The organism is Nostocoides sp., from assembly GCF_035343835.1.
GTDB classification, from domain to species: Bacteria; Actinomycetota; Actinomycetes; order Actinomycetales; family Dermatophilaceae; genus Nostocoides_A; species Nostocoides_A vanveenii.
In genome coordinates, this window is sequence record NZ_DAOQZV010000367.1 from 1 (window position 1) to 2,104 (window position 2,104).

General features: G+C 70.4%; 1 protein-coding gene and 1 pseudogene. One reads left to right on the forward strand and one right to left on the reverse strand.

Features of this window, described 5'->3' with window-relative positions; all coding sequences use genetic code 11:
- Positions 1–64 precede the first annotated feature (64 nt).
- Positions 65–1,275: pseudogene (locus PKH97_RS16170) on the forward strand (ScyD/ScyE family protein).
- Here PKH97_RS16170 and PKH97_RS16175 read toward each other — a convergent pair.
- On the reverse strand, positions 1,194–2,104 hold a 911-nt coding region (locus PKH97_RS16175; protein WP_324388635.1), incomplete at its 5' end, for a VWA domain-containing protein. The pseudogene PKH97_RS16170 and the gene PKH97_RS16175 overlap by 82 nt on opposite strands.

A 2,104-nucleotide genomic window follows, 5' to 3' on the forward strand; every position in this document is an offset into this window, starting at 1 on the left:
GGCCGGCGCAGCCGCGCAGCGAGCCCTCGGGGCGGCGACGACGCGGTCGGCTGGTCCGGTCGTCGTGGCCGACGGCCTGAACAATCCGCGTCAGTTGAGCTTCGCGCCGAATGGCGATCTGTACATCGCCGAGGCTGGCACCGGTGGCACCGGCCCGTGCCTCGACGATGACGAGGGCGAAGTGTGCTACGGGCGCACGGGCTCGGTCATCCGGATCCGGGGCGGCGTCGCGACTCGGGTCCTTACGCGCTTGCCCTCGCTCGCGGGTGCGGGTGGCTTCGGTGCGAGCGGCCCGTCGGATATCGCCGTGCGAATGGCACCTATCTGCTGACCCTGGGCCTCGGTTCCGACCCGGCCACGCGCGCGACCTTGCCCGGCCCGGCGCGGCAGCTCGGCACGGTCCTCGTCGGGACCCTGCCGGCGGCCGGTGGTGTGGGCGGCGACCTTGCTGCCCATGAAGCGGCCGACGACCCGGACGGGCAGGGCATCGATTCCAACCCGACGTTCGTCGAGATCGTCGGCGGCAAGAACTATGTCATCGACGCCGGCGCGAACGCCCTTCTGCGCCAGTCGGGAAGCGCGATCAGCACCGTCTCGGTGTTCGAGAACCGCATGGTGCCCAAGCCGCCCTTCCTGCCGCCGCCCGGCCTGATGCCGATGCAGTCGGTGCCGACCACCGTCGTCGTCGGCCCCGACGGCGCGCTCTATGTCAGCGAACTGACCGGGTTCCCCTTCCCCGCCGGCGAGGCGCGCATCTGGCGCGTGGTGCTGGGCTCGGCCCCGACCGTGTATGCCACCGGCCTGACCAATGTCACCGGCCTTGCCTTCGCCGGACGCACCCTGTATGCCGTGGAGTTCAGTTCCGCCGGCTTGCTCACCGTGCCCGAAGGCGAGGTGCCCACGGGCTCGCTGCTGAGGATCACGCCCGGGGCGTCGCGGCATACGGTCATCGCCGGTGGGCTCACCGCGCCCTATGGCGTGGCGATCCGTGGCGGATCCACCTATGTCACGACATGCGGGCTGTGCGCGGGAGCGGGGGTGTGGTCAAGATCGGTCTGTGATCCCACCAGGTCCCGCGTCATCGACAGCCAATCGGCCCGGGCCACTACGCCGACTATTCGGGCGAATGTCCGGCGTGTCGGCGCCGCCGAGCTGCCGGCCCGACGTTCGGATGGCATGCCCCGATGCGGGCGTCAGATGGGCAGCAGGCGGGTGACGAAATGGCGCAGCTGCGCCAGGTTGCGGCACTCGTGCATGTCGACGACCTCGGCATAGAGGTGGGCTACCGAATCGCCGGAATCCCATTGCCGGGCCGGCTCGGGGTTGAGCCAGATGACCGATTTAGCGCGCTCCTGGATCGCGTGGAGGGCGGGCAAGCCCGGGTCGGTGTTGTTGGTGCGGGCATCGCCCAGCACGAGGACGACGCTGCGGTGACGGACGGCGTCCAGGTAATGCTCGGTGAAGTCGGAAAGGGCCGTCCCGTAGTCGGAGTTGTTGTGCCACTTGGTCATTCGGCGAGTGTCCGAGAAGTTCGCCGTCAGATCCGAGCCGGGGGGCGCAACGGCGATGATCTCGGTCAGCTCCTCGACCACGTTGACAAAACCGAAGACGCGCACCCGTCGGAATTGCGCCGCCAGGGCCTGCATCAGCAGGATCGTGAATCGCGAGAAGCCGGCAACCGAGCTGGACATATCGCAGAGCAGCACCAGATCGACCCGGGACGTCGAGCGTCGCTGGAAGGCTGGACGCATCGGCACCCCGCCGGATCCCATGGCCCGCCGCAGGGTTCGGCGCATGTCGATCGGGGCGCCGCGACCGGAGCGGCGCCGGGCGGCCAGCCGGGTGGCCAGCTTGCGCGTCAACGGGCCGATGGCGCGGCGCAGTTCAGCGAGTTCGTCCGGCCCGGCGAGCACGAAGCTGGTCTGTTCGACGGGGGAGCGCACGGCATACCGGGCGATGCGTTCGGCCCCACGGATCTCGGCATTGCGCCGCCGGGTCTCGGTCTCGACACGGCGACGAAAGGCAGCCACCTCGGCCCGGAGTTCGTCGCGGGAGAAGCCGGCCGTCAGGCCGGTGCCGGCGCCCGCGGCGCCCGCGCCGCGGG